The sequence below is a fragment of the Micromonospora sp. WMMA1976 genome, from assembly GCF_027497335.1.
Classification (GTDB): Bacteria; Actinomycetota; Actinomycetes; order Mycobacteriales; family Micromonosporaceae; genus Micromonospora; species Micromonospora aurantiaca.
In genome coordinates this window covers 4,785,152-4,799,467 of sequence record NZ_CP114912.1, presented here as the reverse complement: position 1 = coordinate 4,799,467, position 14,316 = coordinate 4,785,152, and the positions used below count along the sequence as shown (strand labels likewise).

15 protein-coding genes are annotated in these 14,316 nt (G+C 73.3%); 12 read left to right on the top strand and 3 right to left on the bottom strand.

What is annotated here, in order from left to right:
• Positions 1 to 22 precede the first annotated feature (22 nt).
• Entirely contained in the window at positions 23 to 808 is a 786-nt protein-coding gene (locus O7546_RS21985) for an enoyl-CoA hydratase-related protein (protein WP_135241587.1), read from the bottom strand.
• A 19-nt stretch (positions 809 to 827) separates the two neighbouring features.
• On the opposite strand from O7546_RS21985, the gene hemW reads away from it, so the two are divergent.
• Complete coding sequence (gene hemW / locus O7546_RS21980; protein WP_194802354.1) at positions 828 to 2,051, top strand: radical SAM family heme chaperone HemW; 1,224 nt, start codon at positions 828 to 830, stop codon at positions 2,049 to 2,051.
• Between the two features lie 39 nt (positions 2,052 to 2,090).
• Here the strand turns inward: hemW and O7546_RS21975 are convergent, their stop codons facing one another.
• The gene (locus tag O7546_RS21975; RefSeq protein ID WP_269697482.1) at positions 2,091 to 2,711 is read right to left on the bottom strand and encodes a DUF4870 domain-containing protein; all 621 of its coding nucleotides are present in this window, start codon (positions 2,709 to 2,711) and stop codon (positions 2,091 to 2,093) included.
• Between the two features lie 232 nt (positions 2,712 to 2,943).
• On the opposite strand from O7546_RS21975, the gene hrcA reads away from it, so the two are divergent.
• From hrcA to O7546_RS21960, 3 genes are all read left to right on the top strand, one after another.
• A complete protein-coding gene (gene hrcA / locus O7546_RS21970) occupies positions 2,944 to 3,966 on the top strand; it encodes a heat-inducible transcriptional repressor HrcA (RefSeq protein ID WP_135241584.1) in 1,023 nt (340 codons plus the stop codon).
• 73 nt (positions 3,967 to 4,039) lie between these two features.
• Positions 4,040 to 5,185, top strand: coding sequence for a molecular chaperone DnaJ (gene dnaJ, locus O7546_RS21965; RefSeq protein WP_175438744.1), 1,146 nt, complete (start codon positions 4,040 to 4,042; stop codon positions 5,183 to 5,185).
• Between the two features lies 1 nt (position 5,186).
• Positions 5,187 to 5,921 carry a 16S rRNA (uracil(1498)-N(3))-methyltransferase gene (locus tag O7546_RS21960; RefSeq protein WP_194802352.1) on the top strand — a complete coding sequence of 245 codons (735 nt, stop codon included), beginning with the start codon at positions 5,187 to 5,189 and terminating at the stop codon, positions 5,919 to 5,921.
• A gap of 126 nt (positions 5,922 to 6,047) precedes the next feature.
• Here the strand turns inward: O7546_RS21960 and O7546_RS21955 are convergent, their stop codons facing one another.
• A complete protein-coding gene (locus O7546_RS21955; RefSeq protein WP_194802351.1) occupies positions 6,048 to 6,809 on the bottom strand; it encodes an SDR family oxidoreductase in 762 nt (253 codons plus the stop codon).
• Positions 6,810 to 6,889: 80 nt separating this feature from the next.
• Here O7546_RS21955 and O7546_RS21950 point away from each other — a divergent pair, with 80 nt between their 5' ends.
• From O7546_RS21950 to O7546_RS21915, 8 genes are all read left to right on the top strand, one after another.
• Positions 6,890 to 7,234, top strand: coding sequence for a histidine triad nucleotide-binding protein (locus O7546_RS21950; RefSeq protein ID WP_013475524.1), 345 nt, complete (start codon positions 6,890 to 6,892; stop codon positions 7,232 to 7,234).
• Complete coding sequence (locus tag O7546_RS21945; protein ID WP_281599999.1) at positions 7,231 to 8,607, top strand: serine hydrolase domain-containing protein; 1,377 nt, start codon at positions 7,231 to 7,233, stop codon at positions 8,605 to 8,607. Before O7546_RS21950 ends, O7546_RS21945 begins: the two co-directional genes overlap by 4 nt.
• Before the next feature lie 135 nt (positions 8,608 to 8,742).
• Entirely contained in the window at positions 8,743 to 9,801 is a 1,059-nt protein-coding gene (locus tag O7546_RS21940) for a PhoH family protein (RefSeq protein WP_194802349.1), read from the top strand.
• Between the two features lie 39 nt (positions 9,802 to 9,840).
• Complete coding sequence (gene ybeY, locus O7546_RS21935) at positions 9,841 to 10,314, top strand: rRNA maturation RNase YbeY (RefSeq protein WP_013287968.1); 474 nt, start codon at positions 9,841 to 9,843, stop codon at positions 10,312 to 10,314.
• Positions 10,290 to 11,714 (top strand): hemolysin family protein, encoded by a 1,425-nt coding sequence (locus tag O7546_RS21930; protein WP_228532661.1) that lies wholly within the window; start codon positions 10,290 to 10,292, stop codon positions 11,712 to 11,714. The genes ybeY and O7546_RS21930 overlap by 25 nt, the downstream gene beginning before the upstream one ends.
• Positions 11,707 to 12,093 carry a cytidine deaminase gene (locus tag O7546_RS21925; RefSeq protein WP_194802347.1) on the top strand — a complete coding sequence of 129 codons (387 nt, stop codon included), beginning with the start codon at positions 11,707 to 11,709 and terminating at the stop codon, positions 12,091 to 12,093. Before O7546_RS21930 ends, O7546_RS21925 begins: the two co-directional genes overlap by 8 nt.
• The gene (gene era, locus O7546_RS21920) at positions 12,090 to 12,986 is read left to right on the top strand and encodes a GTPase Era (protein ID WP_194802346.1); all 897 of its coding nucleotides are present in this window, start codon (positions 12,090 to 12,092) and stop codon (positions 12,984 to 12,986) included. Before O7546_RS21925 ends, era begins: the two co-directional genes overlap by 4 nt.
• Before the next feature lie 151 nt (positions 12,987 to 13,137).
• On the top strand, positions 13,138 to 14,313 hold the full coding sequence (locus O7546_RS21915; protein ID WP_194802345.1) for an acyltransferase: 1,176 nt from the start codon (positions 13,138 to 13,140) through the stop codon (positions 14,311 to 14,313).
• Positions 14,314 to 14,316 lie beyond the last annotated feature (3 nt).

Below are 14,316 nucleotides of genomic sequence, written 5' to 3'. Positions count from 1 at the left end.
CCCGCGGGGCCCGCCGCGCACCTCAGTCTCCGGCGGGCACCCAGGCGGCGGGACGCTTCTCCCGGAACGCCATGACGCCCTCGCGTCCCTCGTCGGAGAGGAAGTACCCGGTCGACAGCGCGGCCAACTCGGCGATCTCGGCCCGCAGGTCGGTCCCGGCGGGCCGGCGCAGCAGCTCCTTCGCCCCGGCCAGCGCCCCCGGCGCGCCCTTCACCAGCGAGTCGCAGTAGCGCCCGACGGCGGCGTCCAACTCGTCGGCCGGCACCGCGGCGGTGACCAGGCCGATCTCGGCGGCGCGGCGGCCGTCGAACGTGTCGCCGGTCAGGTACAGCTCGGCGGCGGCCCGCTGGCCCAGCCGCGGCAGCACGGTCGCCGAGATCACCGCCGGAATCACGCCGATCCGCACCTCGGTGAACGCGAACGTCGCCTCCTGCGCGCAGACCGCCAGGTCGGCGGCGGCGATCAGGCCCAGCCCACCGGCCCGGGCCGGCCCGGCGACCTTCGCCACCACCGGCTTCGGGCACTCCCGCACCGCCACCAGCACGTCGCCGAGCATCCCGGCGGGCACCGTGCCGCTGGCGTACGCGGCGGCGGTCTCCTTCAGGTCGGCGCCGGAGCAGAAGACCGGGCCGGTGTGGTCGAGCACGATCGCGCGTACCGCGTCGTCGGCGACCGCGTCGGCCAGCCCGGCCAGCAGCTGGGTCATCAGGGGCGTGGAGAGCGCGTTGCGGTTGTGCGGGCTGTCCAGGGTGAGGGTGGTCACCCCACGGGCCGTGGCGACTCGCACGAGAGCGTCCGGAGAGGTCATGCCGGGCACACTAGTGGCCATGCCCGGCGTCCTTCCAGAAGGCGAACCCGTCCCGCGCGACGGATCGCTGCCCGCCACCGCCCGCCGCGACGTCGGCGCGCGCGGTTTCGGCGTGTACGTCCACGTGCCGTTCTGTGCCAGCCGGTGCGGTTACTGCGACTTCAACACGTACACCGCCGCCGAGCTGGGCGGCGGGGCGAGCCGGGAGACGTACGCCGACTCGGTGCTCGCCGAGCTGGAGCTGGCCGCCCGGGTGCTGGGCGACTCGCCGCCGCCCCGGGTCGACACCGTCTTCGTCGGCGGCGGCACGCCCACCCTGCTGCCCGCCGACGACCTGGCCCGGATCCTCGACGGCATCGACCGGGTCTGGGGGCTGGCCGCCGACGCCGAGGTGACAACCGAGGCCAACCCCGAGTCGGTGAGCCCGGAGTCGCTCAAGACGCTGCGGGCGGCCGGCTACACCCGGATCTCGCTCGGCATGCAGTCCGCCGCTCCCGGGGTGCTCGCGGTGCTGGACCGGCGGCACAGCGCGGGCCGGGCCACCGCCGCCGCGCTGGAGGCGCGCGACGCGGGATTCGAGCACGTGAACCTGGACCTGATCTACGGCACGCCGGGCGAGACGGCCGACGACTTCGCCGCCTCGCTGGCCCAGGTGGTCGACGCGGGCGTGGACCACGTCAGCGCGTACGCCCTGATCGTGGAGGACGGCACCCGGCTGGCCGCGCGGATGCGACGCGGCGAGTTGCCGTACCCCTCCGACGACGTGGCAGCGGACCGCTACCTGGCCGCGGAGGCCGCGCTCGGCGAGGCCGGATTCTCCTGGTACGAGGTGTCGAACTGGGCCCGCTCGGCGGCGGCGGCGTGCCGGCACAACCTGCTCTACTGGACCGGCGCCGACTGGTGGGGCCTGGGCCCGGGGGCGCACAGCCACGTCGGCGGCGTGCGCTGGTGGAACGTCAAGCACCCGAGCGCGTACGCGGCGCGGCTGGCCGAGGGCGCCTCGCCCGCGCTGGCCCGGGAGCGGCTCACTCCGGACGAGCAGCACATGGAGGACGTGATGCTGCGGGTACGGCTCGCCGCCGGCCTGCCGCTGGACGTGCTGGACGAACCCGGCCGGGCGGGCGCCGAGCGGGCCCGGGACGCCGGGCTGCTCGACGCCGGGGCGTACGCGCGAGGGCTCGTGGTGCTGACGCTGCGGGGCCGGCTGCTGGCCGACGCGGTGGTACGCGACCTGCTGCCGTGACCGGCACCGGCCGGCCGCCCCCTCGGCCGGCCGGCGGTGTCACTTGATGAAGTTGTAGGTCATCGGGTAGCGGTAGAGCACACCCTCGTTGGCCTTGACCCCGCCGATGATGCCGAAGATCAGCGGCACCAGCCAGACCAGCATCGGGACGAAGAACAGGATCCCGCAGGTGATGACCGTGATCACCCAGGCGAGCACGCTGGCGATGGTCCAGGTGATCTGGAAGTTCAGCGCCGAGACCGCGTGGGCGCGGACCGTCGGGGACTGCTGACCCCGGGCCATCATCGCGATCAGCGGGGCAACCCAGCCGAGCAGACCGCCACCGACGATGACACCGGCGGCGCCGCCGAAGTGCGCCACCAGGGCCCACGTCTTCTCGTCGTTGTTGGCGTAGGAGGCCGGGCCGTACCCGCCACCGGCGGGGTAGCCGGGCGTGCCACCCGGCGGGGGGTAGCCGCCCGGCGGGGGGTAGCCGCCGCCCGGGGGCGGGTAGCCGCCCGGGGGCGGATAGTCACCGGGCGGGGGATAGCCGCCGGCGCCCGGCGCCCCGGACAGTGGAGCGGTGGGCGGTTCGCTGCCCGGCGACGAGCCGTAGGGCGCCGACGGGTCGGGCTGGGGGCCGGAGTCCCCTGCCCCTGGAGGGCGAGGAGGTTCTGTCATGGTCGCCACGGTAGGGGCACCGGTCAACTCGCACCAGAGCGACACAGACCGACGATGACCGGCTGTTCGGCCCTGGTGGGCGGCGCTGTGTGGTGGGCCGCACCGCAGGTCCGTCAGGCGATCATCGCGTCGGCGGGGGTGCCGACGTAGACTGGCACTCGCTACAGTCGAGTGCCAGCCGCCCGGCGGATGCCGCGTGCCGGCCCGGCCGAGGTGCGTCAGGAGGTGGGGAATGGGTCTCGACGACCGCAAACTCGCCGTGCTGCGCGCGATCGTCGAGGACTACGTCGCCACGCAGGAACCGGTCGGCAGCAAGGCCCTGGTCGAGCGGCACCAGCTCGGCGTCTCGCCCGCCACCGTGCGCAACGACATGGCGGTGCTGGAGGAGGAGGGCTACATCCGGCAGCCGCACACCAGCGCCGGCCGGGTGCCCACCGACCGCGGCTACCGCCTCTTCGTCGACCGGCTGTCCCGGGTCAAGCCGCTCAGCCCGGCCGAGCGCCGGGCGATCGAGCGCTTCCTGGTGGGCGCTGTCGACCTGGACGACGTGGTGCACCGTACGGTCCGGCTGCTCGCCCAGCTCACCCGTCAGGTGGCGGTGGTGCAGTACCCGAGCCTGGCCCGGTCCAAGGTGCGCCACCTGGAGCTGGTGCCGATCTCCACCACCCGGCTGATGGTCGTCATGATCGCCGACACCGGCCGGGTCGAGCAGCGGCTGGTCGAGCTGCCCGCCCCGGTGCCCGCCGACGACGTGACCGACCTGCGCCGGCTGGTGAACGAGAAGCTGGTCGGCAGCCAGCTCGCCGAGACGCCGCCGCTGGTGCAGGCGCTCGTCGACGAGTCCGCGCCGCACCTGCGCCCGGCCATGACCACGCTGTCCACCGTGCTGCTGGAGACGCTGGTCGAGCGGCACGAGGAACGCCTCGCGCTGGCCGGCCAGGCCAACCTCACCCGGGGCGGCCTGCTCGACTTCCAGGGTTCGCTGCGCCCCATCCTGGAGGCGCTCGAAGAAGAAGTAGTGCTGCTCAAGCTGATCGGCGAGACCGAGCCGAGCACCACCCGGGTGCTCATCGGCGACGAGAACGAATTCGACAACCTGCGGGCCGCCTCGGTGGTCAGCACCGGGTACGGACCGGGCAGCACGATCGTCGGTGGACTCGGCGTGCTCGGGCCGACCCGGATGGACTACCCCGGCAATATCGCCATGGTGAGGGCCGTGGCACGCTACGTGGGCGAACTGCTGGCCCAGAACTGACCAGTCTGGGCCGACGGCCGGTTCCGGCCGACGACCGGAGCGACGCGAGACGAACATGAGGACACCTAACGCAGTGGCCAGGGACTACTACGGCATTCTCGGCGTGAGCCGGGACGCCTCCGACGACGAGATCAAGCGCGCCTACCGCAAGCTGGCGCGGCAGTTCCACCCGGACGTCAATCCGGACCCGGAGGCCCAGGAGAAGTTCAAGGACATCAACGCCGCGTACGAGGTCCTCTCGGACGACCGGAAGCGGCAGATCGTCGACCTGGGCGGCGACCCGCTCGCCCCGGGCGGCGGTGGCATGGGCGGCCCGGGCGGTCCCGGCGGCGCCGGCCCGTTCGTCGGCTTCCAGGACATCATGGACGCGTTCTTCGGCGGTGCCGCGGGCGGCAGCCGTGGGCCGCGGCCGCGTACCCGCCCCGGCGCGGACGCGATCCTGCGCCTGGAACTGGACCTCAACGAGACCGCGTTCGGCGTCGAGGCGCCGATCACCGTCGACACCGCGGTGCTCTGCACCACCTGCTCCGGCGCCGGCACCGCCGCCGGCACCCACCTGGCCACCTGCGAGGCGTGCGGCGGCCGGGGCGAGGTGCAGTCGGTGCAGCGGACCTTCCTCGGTCAGGTGGTCTCCGCCCGGCCGTGCACCGTCTGCCAGGGCTACGGCACCACCATCCCGCACCCCTGCCCGACCTGCGCCGGTGACGGCCGGGTACGCACCCGCCGCTCGCTGACCGTCAAGATCCCGGCCGGGGTCGAGGACGGCATGCGGATCCGCCTGGCCCAGCAGGGCGAGGTCGGCCCCGGTGGCGGCACCGCCGGTGACCTCTACGTCGAGATCCACGAGCGGCCGCACGACGTCTACTCCCGCAAGGGCGACGACCTGCACTGCCGGGTCACGGTGCCGATGACCGCCGCCGCGCTCGGCACCCGGCTGACCATCAAGACGCTGGACAGCGAGGAGACGGTCGACGTCAAGCCCGGCACCCAGCCCGGCAGCACACTGCGGTTGCGCGCCCGGGGCGTACCGCACCTGCGCGGCACCGGCCGGGGTGACCTCTACGTGCACCTGGACGTGCGTACCCCGACCAAGCTCGACGCCGACCAGGAGCGGATGCTGCGCGACTTCGCCAAGACCCGCGGCGAGGAGGTCGCCGAGCTGACCAAGCAGGGCGGCTTCTTCTCCCGGATGCGCGACGCCTTCAACGGGCACGCCTGAGGTGTCCGCGCCGCTGTTCCTGGTCGAGGCGCTGCCCACCGGTGACACGCTGACGCTGGACGGCCCGGAGGGCCACCACGCGGCCACCGTGCAGCGGCTGCGTGTCGGCGAGGAACTGGTGCTCGCCGACGGCCGGGGCGGCACCGCCGCCGCGGTGGTCACCGCCGTCGGCCGCGGCACGCTCGACCTGCGGGTCACGAGCCGGGGGTACGCGGACGCGCCGGTACCCCGGCTCGTCGTGGTGCAGGGCATCGCCAAGGGCGACCGGGGTGAACTCGCCGTGCAGGCGATGACCGAGGTCGGGGTGGACGAGATCGTGCCCTGGGCGGCGTCCCGCTCGGTGGCGCAGTGGCGCGGCGAGCGGGGCGAACGGGCCCGGCAGAAGTGGGTCGCGACCGCCCGCGAGGCGGCCAAGCAGGCCCGCCGCCCGTGGCTGCCGGTGGTGGCCGGCGCGCCGGACGAGTCCACCGCCTCGGTGGCCCGCCGGATCGCCGGCGCGGCCGGCGCGTTCGTGCTGCACGAGGGCGCGCAGGACCGGCTGACCACAGTCGACCTTCCGGCCGCCGGCGAGATCGTGCTGGTGGTCGGCCCGGAGGGCGGCATCGCCGACCACGAGCTGGCCGCGTTCGCCGAGGCGGGCGCCCGCACGGTCCGCCTGGGCCCGTCGGTCCTGCGTACGTCCACGGCAGGCGTGGCAGCCCTGACAGTCCTGGCCACCCGCCTGACCCACTGGTAACCCCCGCGCCCGCCCCTCTTTTCGGTGCGCGCTGATCTTGCAGTTTCGGCCCGCGCGGCGCCCCTTTTGCGGCGTTTGCCTGGGCCGAGAGTGCAAGATCGCGGGGGTCAGGGGCGAGGGTGGGGGTCAGGAGCGGAGGTAGGAGGCGCCGTTCAGGTCGATGATGGTGCCCGACGCCCACTCGGCCTCGGGGCCGGCCAGCCAGTACACCGCCGCGGCGATCTCCTCCGGCCGGGCCACCCGGTGGAACGGAGACTGGGCGCGTACCGCCTCGCCCCGCTCGCTCTTCAGATGCTCGTTCGTCATGTCGGTCTCGACGAAGCCGGGCGCCACGCAGGCCACAGCGATGCCGTACGGCGCCAGGGCCACCGCCAGCGACTGGGCCATCGCGTTCATCCCGGCCTTGCTGGCCCCGTACGCCGGGTTGGCCGGCTCGCCCCGGAACGCGCCCCGGGACGAGACGTTCACGATCCGGCCCCCGCGGTCGCGCATGTGCTGCGCGGCGCACCAGGCCGCGTTCGCGGCGCCGACCAGGTTGGTGTCGAGCACCTCCCGCCACCGCGCCCGCCACTGTTCGTAGCTGCTCTCGAAGACCGGGTGCGGTGGATCGGCCGGCCCGAACACCCCGGCGTTGTTCACGAGTACGTCGAGCCCGCCGAGCCGCTGGGCCGCCTCGTCCACCACGGCGCGTACCGCGTCGGGGTCGGCCAGATCGGCGCGTACCACCACGTGCCCGTCACCGGGCAGTTCGGCGCGCAGCCGCTCGGCCAGCTCGGCCGAGTCCCGGTGGTGGATCGCCACCCGGTCCCCACCGGCGGCGAACGCCCGCGCCACCGCCCGCCCGATGCCCCGCGAGGCCCCCGTCACCAGCACCGCCCGTCCCGACATGGCGGCCATCCTGCCGCATCCTGCCGGTCCGCCCGGCGGTGCCCCCGCCACGCTTGCGGCGGCGTCCTTACACTGCTGCGATGGACTGCCTCTTCTGCCGGATCGTCGCCGGGGAGATTCCGGCCACCATCGTCCGCGAGACCGCCACCACCCTGGCCTTCCGGGACATCGACCCGAAGGCGCCCACGCACGTGCTGGTGATCCCCAAGGAGCACTACGCGGACGTGGCCACGTTGGCCCAGGGTGCGCCCGAGCTGGCCGGCGAGGTGCTCCAGACCGCCGCCGTGGTGGCCGAGGAGGAGGGCCTGACCGTGGACGGGTTCCGGCTGATGTTCAACACCGGCCCGTACGGCGGCCAGGAGGTCTTCCACGTGCACGCCCACCTGCTCGGCGGCGCGCCGCTCGGCCCGATGCTCTGCCGATGACCGACGTCTCCGACCGGCTCGCCCGGATGGTGCGCCAGGCGCAGGCCACCGGGCGGATCCCGGCGGTGTCGGCCGCCCTGCACCGGGCCGACCGGCCGCTCTGGACCTGCACCGTGGGCGACACCGGCAACGACACTCCGCTGGGGCCGGAGACGGTGTTCCGGATCGGCTCGGTCACAAAGACCTTCACCGCGGTGCTCGTCATGCAGTGCCGCGACGAGGGGCTGCTCGACCTGGACGACCCGATCGGGCGGCACCTCGACCTGCCCGCGCACGGCGACGCGACGGTACGCCGGCTGCTGTCGCACACCGCCGGCCTGCAACGCGAGCCGCACGGCGACGTGTGGGACAGCCTGCGCGCCCCGGCCGTCGACGAGATGCTTGCCGACCTGGCCCGGGTCGAGCGGGTGCTGCCCACCGGCCAGCGCTTCCACTACTCCAACCTCGGACTGGCGCTGCTCGGCGAGGCGGTCGCCCGGCTGCGCGGCGGCACCTGGGCCGAGGTGCTGGCCGACCGGGTGCTCGGCCCGCTCGGGCTGACCGCCACCGGCCCGTACCCGACCGAGCGGGCCGCGACCGGGTTCCTGGTCGACGCGTACTCCGACGAGGCCCACCCGGAACCACCCGCCGACTTCGGCGCGGTGGCCCCCGCCGCGCAGCTGTGGAGCACCGCGTCGGACATGGCCCGCTGGGCCGCGTTCCTGGCCGACCCGGCGGCGCTGGACCCGGACGGCACGGTGCTCGCCGCGACGACTGTCGAGGAGATGCGCTGGCCGCTCACCCCCACCGACGAGGCGGTCTGGTCGGCCGGCTTCGGACTGGGACTGATCCTGATCCCGCAGCCGGAGCGGGTGACCCACGTCGGCCACGACGGCGCGATGCCCGGATTCCTCGCCGCCGTGTACGGGCGGCGCGGCGGGCAGGGCACCGCCGGGGCGATGGGCGCCGCGGTGCTCGGCTCGTCCGGCACCGGCGTGGAGGTGTTCGACCTGTCACACCGGCTGCTGGCCGCCGCCGCCGAGCACGACCCGGCGGAGATCGAGCCGTGGCGTCCCGGCCCACCCGCGCCGGACCACCTGCGCGGCGTGCTGGGCCGCTGGTGGGGCGAGGGCTTCGAGTACGTCTTCTCCTGGCACGACGGGACGCTGCGGGCGCGTGGCGCCGACGACCCGGCCGGGAAGCCGCCCGCGGTGTTCGCGCCGCTGCCGGACCGGCCGGACGTGTTCCGCACGGTCTCCGGCCGGGAGGCGGGGGAGCTGCTGCGGCTGACCCGCGACGAATGCGGCGTGGTGGTCCGGATGCACTGGGCGACCTACCGCTTCACCCGCACCCAGGAGACCTTCGACGGGTACGACTTCCGCGCCGGCGGCTGACCGCCGGGCACCGGAAATGGGCGCGGTGCGTACGGTGCCGACCCGATACGATGGAGGTAACCGTACGCCGCGCCAGCAGGGCCCGGCGCCCGAGAAGCGGAGAGCAGGTGGCGCAGGGCCCGACGGGCCCGACCTATGACCGGCACCCCACCTCCCGGCACGCCGCGTGTGCAGACCAGGATCACGGTCCCCGACCAGAAGATCATGGTGAACCTGCTCGGCGCGGGCGACGAGATCCTGCGGCTCGTCGAGCGCTCGATCGACAGCGACGTCCACGTCCGCGGCAACGAGATCACCATCACCGGTGCCCCCGCCGACAACGCCCTCGCCGAGCGTCTCTTCAGTGAGCTGCTCGAACTGATCGAGAAAGGCGAGACCCTGACCACAGACGCGGTACGGCGTACCGTCGGCATGCTCGAGCAGGGCGGCACCGAGCGGCCCGCCGAGGTTCTGACGCTCAACATCCTCTCCCGGCGCGGTCGCACCATCCGTCCCAAGACGCTGGGGCAGAAGAAGTACGTCGACGCGATCGACGCCCACACCATCGTCTTCGGCATCGGCCCGGCGGGTACCGGCAAGACGTACCTGGCGATGGCGAAGGCCGTGCAGGCGCTCCAGGCCAAGCAGGTCAACCGGATCATCCTGACCCGGCCGGCGGTCGAGGCGGGGGAGCGGCTGGGCTTCCTGCCCGGCACCCTGAACGAGAAGATCGACCCCTACCTGCGCCCGCTCTACGACGCGCTGCACGACATGCTCGACCCGGAGACCATCCCGAAGCTGATGGCCGCCGGCACGATCGAGGTGGCGCCGCTGGCATATATGAGGGGGCGCACCCTTAATGACGCGTTCATCATCCTGGACGAGGCGCAGAACACCACGCCCGAGCAGATGAAGATGTTCCTCACCCGGCTCGGCTTCGGCTCCAAGATCGTCGTCACCGGTGACGTCACCCAGGTGGACCTTCCCGGCGGGACGACCAGCGGCCTGCGGGTGGTCCGGGAGATCCTGAACAACGTCGAGGACGTGCACTTCGCCCAGCTCTCCAGCTCCGACGTGGTGCGCCACAAGCTGGTGGGCGACATCGTCGACGCGTACGCCCGCTGGGACGCCGAGCGGGAGAACCAGCAGGCGCAGAGCGTGCACGCCGTACCGGGGCGCACCGCCCAGGGCGGCCGGGCCGGCCGGCGCCGCTGAACCACCGGCGGAAGCCGTCACATCATCAGAGGAAGACAGTTGTCCATCGAGATCGCCAACGAGTCGGGTGTCGACGTCGACACCGACGCCGTGCTCGCCGTCGCGCGGCACGCCCTCGACGAGATGGGGGTCAACCCCCTCGCCGAGCTGTCCGTGCTGCTCGTCGACATCGAATACATGTCGGAGCTGAACCACCGCTGGATGGGTGGCGACGGCCCGACCGACGTGCTCGCCTTCCCCATGGACGAGGGCAGCGTCGACCACGGCCCGGGGGAGAGCAACCCGGCCGGCGGTGAGCCCGCCCTGCTCGGCGACATCGTGCTCTGCCCGGAGGTGGCGGCCAAGCAGGCCGCCGTGGCCGGACACTCGGCCGCCGACGAGCTGCACCTGCTCACCGTGCACGGCGTGCTGCACCTGCTGGGCTACGACCACGCCGAGCCCGAGGAGGAGCGGGAGATGTTCGGTCTCCAGGCCCGGCTGCTGGCCAGCTGGCGGTCGACCCGGTCGCGGTGATGGACACCTTGGCGGCGGTCCGCACCCCCGCCGGACTGCCTGATCTTCAACTCCTGGTCTTCGCCGCCGGGCTGGTGGTGCTCGCCGGCCTGATCGCGATGACCGAGGCGGCGCTGGCAGCGGTCTCGCCGGCCCGTGCCGCGGAGCTGACCCGGGACGGCGCCCGCGGCGGACGTGCTCTCCAGGCGGTCGCCGGTGACGTGGTCCGCCATCTGAACCTGCTGCTCCTGCTGCGCCTGCTGGCCGAGCTGACCGCCACCACGCTCGTCGCGCTGGTGGCCGTCGACACGTTCGGCGCGGGCTGGCGGGCGGCGCTGGTGACCGCGGGCGCGATGACTGTGGTGAGCTTCGTCGTGGTCGGCGTCGGCCCGCGGACGATCGGCCGCCAGCACGCGTACGCGGTCGGCCGCGCGGTCGCGCCGCTGGTGCGCTGGCTGGGCCGCGCGCTCAACCCGCTGGCGTCGCTGCTGATCCTGATCGGCAACGCGGTCACCCCCGGCAAGGGCTTCCGCGAGGGGCCCTTCGCGACCCAGGTGGAGCTGCGGGAACTGGTCGACCTGGCCGAGCAGCGCGGTGTGGTGGAGCACGGCGAGCGTCAGATGATCCACTCGGTCTTCGCGCTCGGCGACACCATCGCCCGCGAGGTGATGGTGCCGCGTACCGAGATGGTGTGGATCGAGGAACGCAAGACGCTCGCGCAGGCGCTGGCGTTGTTCCTGCGCTCCGGGTTCTCCCGCATCCCGGTGATCGGCGAGAACGTCGACGACGTGCTCGGTGTGCTCTACCTCAAGGATCTGATCCGCCGGGTGCAGGGCGACCAGGCCGCCCGGCAGATGCCGGTGGCCGAGCTGATGCGCCCGGCCACGTTCGTGCCGGAGTCCAAGCCGGTGGACGACCTGCTCTCCGAGATGCAGGCGGCCCGCAACCACCTGGTCATCGTGGTCGACGAGTACGGCGGCACCGGCGGGCTGGTCACCATCGAGGACATCCTGGAGGAGATCGTCGGGGAGATCACCGACGAGTACGATGTCGAGCGCCCGCCGGTCGAGCACCTGCCCGACGGGGCCGTGCGGGTGACCGCGCGGCTGCCGGTGGAGAATCTGGGCGAGCTGTTCGACACCGAGTTGCCCACCGACGAGGTGGAGACGGTCGGTGGCCTGCTCGCCCAGGCGCTCGGCCGGGTGCCCATCCCGGGCGCCGAGGCCGAGGTGGCCGGCCTGCGGCTGGTGGCCGAGGGCACCACCGGCCGGCGCAACCGGATCGACACGGTTCTGGTGAGCCGGGTCGACCGGGGTGACGCGCCGGAGGGCACCAACCGCAGCGAGCCGCCCGATTCGCGTGGCGACAACAACCGTGGCGACAACAACCGTTCCGAGGAGAGGCAACCCGCCGATGCCTGAGTCACCCGCCGTACCGGCCGCCCTGCCCACCCCCGCCGACCCGGCCGAGCTGAGCGCGGAGGACGCCAAGCTCGTGATCCTGGCCCGGGGCGCGCGGAGCCGGGTGGCTGCAGTGGAGGGCGCCGCGGTTCGCGACCAGGACGGCCGGACGTACGCGGCGGCGAGCGTGGCGCTGCCGTCGCTGACCCTGACCGCCCTCCAGCTCGCGGTGGCCTCGGCGGTGGCGGCGGGCGCGAGCCGGCTGGAGGCCGCGGTGGTGGTGACCGAGGCGTCGACGCTGGACGGCTCCGGGCACGCCGCCGTGCGTGACCTGTCCGCCGACGCGCCGGTGCACGTGGCCGCGCCGGACGGCACCGTCCTCGGCACGGTGGTCGAGTGACAACGCCCGAGCCGCGTCCCTACCGGGCCGGTTTCGCCTGTTTCGTCGGTCGGCCGAACGCCGGCAAGTCGACGCTGACGAACGCGATCGTCGGCACGAAGATCGCGATCACCTCGAACAAGCCGCAGACCACCCGGCACATCATCCGGGCGGTGCTGCACCGCCCGGACTCGCAACTCGTGCTTGTCGACACCCCGGGTCTGCACCGGCCCCGCACGCTGCTCGGCGAGCGCCTCAACGACCTGGTCCGGGAGACCTGGAGCGAGGTCGACGTGATCGGCCTGTGCGTGCCGGCGAACGAGCCGGTCGGCCGGGGCGACCGCTTCATCACCGGCGAGCTGGCCAGCCTCAAGGCGACAGTGCTGGCGGTGGTCACCAAGACCGACCTGGTCGACAAGAAGCGGCTGGCCGAGCAGTTGCTCGCGGTCAGCGAGCTGGGCGAGTTCGCCGACGTGGTGCCGGTCAGCGCTGTCTCCGGCCACCAGGTGGACACGCTCGTCGACGTGATGACCGGCTACCTGCCCGAGTCGCCGCAGCTCTACCCGGACGACATGCTCACCGACGACCCGGAGCAGGTGCTCGTGGCGGAGCTGGTCCGCGAGGCGGCGCTGGAGGGCGTACGCGACGAGCTGCCGCACTCCATCGCGGTGGTGGTCGAGGAGATGATCCCGGAGGGCAACCTCACCAAGATCTACGCCGACGTGTACGTGGAGCGCTCGAGCCAGAAGGCCATCGTCATCGGCCACCGGGGCAGTCGCCTCAAGCACGTGGGCACGACCGCCCGGCGGCAGATCGAGGAGCTGCTGGGCACCCGGGTCTATCTCGACCTGCACGTCCGCGTGGCGAAGGACTGGCAGCGCGACCCGAAGCAGTTGCGCAAGCTCGGCTTCTGACCGGCGGCCGGGGCAGGCCCGGGTAGCGGATGATCAGGATCAGCCAGACCTATGGGACATCTCACTTTCCATAGGTGTTCTTGCTTGTTTCACAGTGTCCGGGAGCAGGGTAGGGACCATTGTCTCTGCCCCCGGACCCCGCCGCGAGCTGATGCGAAACCGCTACCTGGACCTGCTCCGCTTCCTGGCCATCCTGCGCGTCGTCACCTACCACGTCACCGGCTACGCCACGCTCACGCTGGTGTTCCCGGCGATGTCGGTGATGTTCGCCCTGGCCGGGTCGCTGATGGCGGCGTCACTCGATCGCAGCGGGGTACGCGCGGTCGGCCGCCGGCTGCGCCGCCTGCTGCCGTCGCTGTGGGTGGTCGCCGCGGTCTTCGTGCCGGCCATGCTGCTCACCGGGCTGGCGTTCAGCCCGAAGGTGCTCCTCTGGCTCTTCCCGATCAGCGACCCGCCGGCCAACTACTGGGGCGGGCTGGCGCTCAGTCCGATCTGGTACCTGCGGGACTACCTGTGGTTCGTCCTCGCCTCACCGCTGGTGCTCCGGCTGTTCCGCCGGGCGCCGCTGCCCACGCTCGCCGCCCCGTACCTGCTGCTGGTCGCGATCGAGGTGGGCCTCCTGGCGAACCCGCCGACGGTGCTGCGGGAGTTCGGCCTCTACTTCGGCGCCTGGCTGCTCGGCTTCGCCCACCACGACGGGATGCTGCGCCGGATGCGCAACCGGGTGCTGCTGCCGGTGGCCGCTGTAGTCGGCGCTGCCGGGCTGGCGTGGATCGTCACCCACCCGGGGCCGCGCGGGTACGACATCAACGACATCCCGCTGGGCAACGCGCTCTGGTCGGCCGCGTTCATCCTGGTGGCGATCGGCCGGGCGCCGGCGGGGGTGACCTGGGTCGACCGCGTGCCGGCGCTCGGCCGGGCGGTCACTGTGGTGAACCGGCGCGCGCTGACCATCTACCTCTGGCACATGCCGTTCGTGGTGCTCCTCACCCCGCTTGTCGGCCTGGTCGGCTGGTCGCCACGCGACCCGGTGGGCCTGTGGCTGCGGGTGGGGCTGGTCTTCGCGCTCGTCGGCGTGGTGACGCTCATGGTCGGCTGGGTCGAGGACGTGGCCGCCCGGCGTACCCCCGAACTGCTCCCCGGCAAGCCGCGGCGGACCGTGGCCGACCGGGCGGCGGCCGCCCCGGCCAGCCCGGCCCCCGCCGGGGCGGAGGACGCGCTGGTCAGCGTCGGCGCCCGGGTGCCGGGCCCGCGTCGCCCGCCCGAGGACCCCGGCCGGAGAGACGGCGTCCCGGCGTCCCGGCGGGACGCGCCCGGCGGCGACTGAGCG

Coding starts and splice junctions, on each gene's coding strand:
- O7546_RS21985 (WP_135241587.1), bottom strand. CDS start 808: ATGACCTCTCCGGACGCTCTCGTGCGAGTCGCCACGGCCCGTGGGGTG.
- hemW (WP_194802354.1), top strand. CDS start 828: ATGCCCGGCGTCCTTCCAGAAGGCGAACCCGTCCCGCGCGACGGATCG.
- O7546_RS21975 (WP_269697482.1), bottom strand. CDS start 2,711: ATGACAGAACCTCCTCGCCCTCCAGGGGCAGGGGACTCCGGCCCCCAG.
- hrcA (WP_135241584.1), top strand. CDS start 2,944: ATGGGTCTCGACGACCGCAAACTCGCCGTGCTGCGCGCGATCGTCGAG.
- O7546_RS21955 (WP_194802351.1), bottom strand. CDS start 6,809: ATGTCGGGACGGGCGGTGCTGGTGACGGGGGCCTCGCGGGGCATCGGG.
- O7546_RS21950 (WP_013475524.1), top strand. CDS start 6,890: ATGGACTGCCTCTTCTGCCGGATCGTCGCCGGGGAGATTCCGGCCACC.
- O7546_RS21945 (WP_281599999.1), top strand. CDS start 7,231: ATGACCGACGTCTCCGACCGGCTCGCCCGGATGGTGCGCCAGGCGCAG.
- O7546_RS21940 (WP_194802349.1), top strand. CDS start 8,743: ATGACCGGCACCCCACCTCCCGGCACGCCGCGTGTGCAGACCAGGATC.
- O7546_RS21925 (WP_194802347.1), top strand. CDS start 11,707: ATGCCTGAGTCACCCGCCGTACCGGCCGCCCTGCCCACCCCCGCCGAC.
- O7546_RS21915 (WP_194802345.1), top strand. CDS start 13,138: ATGCGAAACCGCTACCTGGACCTGCTCCGCTTCCTGGCCATCCTGCGC.